5 protein-coding genes are annotated in these 3,134 nt (G+C 42.3%); 4 read left to right on the top strand and 1 reads right to left on the bottom strand.

Annotated features, from left to right (window positions below):
- Positions 1-480 (top strand): hypothetical protein (locus ACFIMP_RS09445; RefSeq protein ID WP_375686318.1); only part of this gene is annotated, 480 nt, incomplete at its 5' end.
- A 9-nt stretch (positions 481-489) separates the two neighbouring features.
- On the opposite strand, the gene ACFIMP_RS09440 is transcribed toward ACFIMP_RS09445, so the two are convergent.
- Positions 490-1,116 (bottom strand): hypothetical protein, encoded by a 627-nt coding sequence (locus tag ACFIMP_RS09440; protein ID WP_006590334.1) that lies wholly within the window; start codon positions 1,114-1,116, stop codon positions 490-492.
- 201 nt (positions 1,117-1,317) lie between these two features.
- Between ACFIMP_RS09440 and ACFIMP_RS09435 the strand changes: the two genes are divergently transcribed.
- The 3 genes from ACFIMP_RS09435 to ACFIMP_RS09425 all read left to right on the top strand — a co-directional run.
- Complete coding sequence (locus ACFIMP_RS09435) at positions 1,318-1,650, top strand: hypothetical protein (protein ID WP_375632019.1); 333 nt, start codon at positions 1,318-1,320, stop codon at positions 1,648-1,650.
- Complete coding sequence (locus ACFIMP_RS09430; protein WP_375686317.1) at positions 1,631-2,959, top strand: PBSX family phage terminase large subunit; 1,329 nt, start codon at positions 1,631-1,633, stop codon at positions 2,957-2,959. Before ACFIMP_RS09435 ends, ACFIMP_RS09430 begins: the two co-directional genes overlap by 20 nt.
- Positions 2,944-3,134 (top strand): hypothetical protein (locus tag ACFIMP_RS09425; RefSeq protein ID WP_524535893.1); only part of this gene is annotated, 191 nt, incomplete at its 3' end. The genes ACFIMP_RS09430 and ACFIMP_RS09425, both read left to right, overlap by 16 nt.

The following is a 3,134-nucleotide window of genomic DNA, read 5'->3' as shown; positions in this document are numbered from 1 at the left end:
GAACCAAACGGACGTATATCACGTGCAAAAGCACCGCGTGAAGCCGTTGATAAATTGGCAATAGAAATGCGTGCAAAACGCTTTGGTTTAACGCTACAAGAGGCAAAAAATCCACTCTCTGGGTCTTATATAGGGCGGCTTTGCTTGCAAGGCGTGCTTACTCAAGAGCAATACGACACCGCCCAGCAATATCTACAGATAAGGAATAATTACCTTTGCGCAAAAGGCTTGCCTAATGCAATTTATGACGAAATGCCATCATCTTCTGATGATAAGGCAAGAGATAAATGGGTAGAATTTGCAACAGAGCAGTTTATAAACACGCAAGAGGCACTAAAAGAAGCCCAATGCCTCTATAGACAATATAACCTTTATGCAGCGCTACAGTGCCTCGTTATAGAAGATCAAACATTATCATATCTTGTACCTTCATTACGTATAGCTCTTAATGCGCTTCAGAAACATTTTGATCGTAAATGACAATCTCTATTACGGTTTCATTATATCATATATCGTTGGTAAGTCTCTGCAAAATCTAGCGACTTGTTTAGTGTTTTCATAATCACCGGTGCTCACGTCAGATACTACAACTATCATTTGTGTTTTGGGGCTAATGCCAGTTCCAGTCGAATTACTAAGAAATTTTTTTGCATAATAAATCATTGGATTTTTGCTGTTATTGGATTCGTTGTATGCCCACATAAAATCTCTTTCACTCCAATTATGTTCATAACGTAAACGACTTATTACATTGGGTAGCATTGCCCATGACATTTCTTCATTATACTCACCCCGCAATAAATTCACAAAGCGTCCACATAAAATAACGAATACGTGACGATGCAATACAGGATCAAATTTGGAAGGCATCTTATGATGGCCACGGCTGTATACAAATTCTTGTGCTTGGCTTAGCTTATTAAAATGCGTAAAGCCAGTATATTCTTTACTCGCGTATTTGTCGTAAAGTTGATTATACTTCTCTATAGTATCTACACTTGTAAACATACGCGTCAATTTGTCTATAAATCCAAATGACGCTGATGCAGGTAGCGCTGATATAGAAAAGAAAGCTATAAATGTTATGATGCGTGTTATGGATAATGATTTCATCATTTTGAACCCTTAATTATTCATAAGTGCTGTTTAACCGATTCTTTTCAAATGTATCAATATGTGTTATTTTTATGTTGACAAAGTGTAGCAAATCGTATTTAATGACAGCACTGTACTTGGTCGTATTGTATCTAAACGAGGGACAGTGCAGTTTGGAATCCCCGCAAATGCGGGGTTTTTTATTATCTGGAGGTGTATTTTATGACATCACAAAATACAGAACAGGCTCCACAACCCATTAAAAAGCGTATACCACCAAAGGCAGGTCAAGGGCGTGTCAAAGGCGTTCCGAATAAGATGACGCGCATTTTAAAAGAAGCAGTGGTTAAGGCTGCTGAGAATGCTGGGAATAAAATTGGCAAGGATGGTTTGATTTCTTATTTGGAAAAACAGGCTATGGAATGCCCCGCTGCTTATTTAGCATTGCTTGGTAAGGTGTTGCCTTTACAGGTAACAGGTGAAGATGGGGGAGCCATTAAGGTGATAACGCGTGTAGAAATCGCGCCTTTGGTCAATGACAACACGACAGATTAGTATTGTTCCAAAGCTTATACCGATTTTTACAGATAAGGCTTTGGTGCGTGCTGCTTGGGGTGGACGAGGGTCTGGAAAGACAAGATCATTTGCCTTGATGGCTGCTTTAAAAGGCTATCAATTTGGTATGCAAGGGATATCGGGCACTATACTTTGTGCACGTCAGTTTCAGAATTCTTTGGCAGAAAGTTCATTGGAGGAGATTAAGCGCACCATTGAAGCGCATGACTTTTTAAAGGACTATTACAAGGTTGGGGAGTCGTCGATTAAGTCGATTGATGGTCGTATAGCCTTTCAGTTTTCTGGTCTGGACCGCAATATAGCCAGTATCAAGTCTATGGGGCGTATTTTGCTTTGTTGGGTTGATGAGGCAGAGCCCGTTACAGAGACAGCTTGGCAGACGCTTATACCGACTTTGCGTGAAGAAGGAAAAGATTGGAATGCAGAATTATGGGTGACATGGAACCCGTTGCGAGAGAATGCCCCCGTTGAGAAGCGGTTTCGCTTTTCAGACAATGAGGCAATCAAGCGTGTTGAGATCAACTGGTCAGACAATCCGAAGTTTCCCAAGATCTTGAATGAAGCGCGGCTTGATGATCTGAGAAACCGTCCAGAGATCTATAAGCATATCTGGGAAGGGGCTTATCTTACAGCGGTTCAAGGCGCTTATTATCAGAAAGAGATGTTGGCAGCCGAGCAGGAGGGGCGGATAGGGCGTGTTGCTCGTGACCCTTTAATGCAAATACGTGCTTTTTGGGATATTGGGGGGACAGGCGCCAAGGCAGATGCCACGGCGATATGGATAGCGCAATTTGTTGGTAGAGAGATCAGAGTGCTTGATTATTACGAAGCACAGGGACAGCCTTTATCCGAACATATCGGTTGGTTGCGTCAAAATGGTTATGAGAAGGCATTGATGGTTCTCCCCCATGACGGTGCGACCAGAGACCGTGTGCACAATGTGAGTTTTGAGAGCGCTCTTAAACAGGCAGGCTTTCAAACAAAAGTTATCCCTAATCAGGGAGCAGGGGCTGTTAAGATACGTATAGAAACAGTCCGCCGTGTTTTGCCTTCTGTTTGGTTTAATGAGAAGACGACAGTAGCAGGACGTAAGGCACTGAACTGGTATCACGAGAAATGGGATGAGAAGCGTAATATTGGCTTGGGAGCAGAGCATGATTGGTCCAGTCATGGGGCAGATGCCTTTGGGTTAATGTGTGTGGGGTATGAACAGCCGATGCAAAAACAGAAGAGACCAGCTTATAGTGGTAGAGAAACTTATGAGAGCACGTCATGGATGGCAGAATGATGCATGATGAAGAGCATTTAGAGAAAGAAAGTAACGCATCAGATTTGTCGACAGAAGGTTTGTTTCGCAAGCTTGTCATCTGGTACAAAGAAGATGTTGAGCATGTGAACAAATGGCGTGAACATGCGCGGGAGGATTTTGGTTTTTACAATGGTGATCAATGGAATGAAGAAGA

Origin of the sequence: Bartonella sp. AP65SXKL (assembly GCF_042195725.1) — a bacterium.
GTDB lineage: Bacteria > Pseudomonadota > Alphaproteobacteria > Rhizobiales > Rhizobiaceae > Bartonella.
This window is presented reverse-complemented; position numbering and strand designations above follow the sequence as displayed.

What these genes read in the sequence shown, in the direction of transcription:
- ACFIMP_RS09440 (WP_006590334.1), bottom strand. Translation starts at nt 1,116, where the DNA reads ATGATGAAATCATTATCCATAACACGCATCATAACATTTATAGCTTTC.
- ACFIMP_RS09435 (WP_375632019.1), top strand. Translation starts at nt 1,318, where the DNA reads ATGACATCACAAAATACAGAACAGGCTCCACAACCCATTAAAAAGCGT.
- ACFIMP_RS09430 (WP_375686317.1), top strand. Translation starts at nt 1,631, where the DNA reads ATGACAACACGACAGATTAGTATTGTTCCAAAGCTTATACCGATTTTT.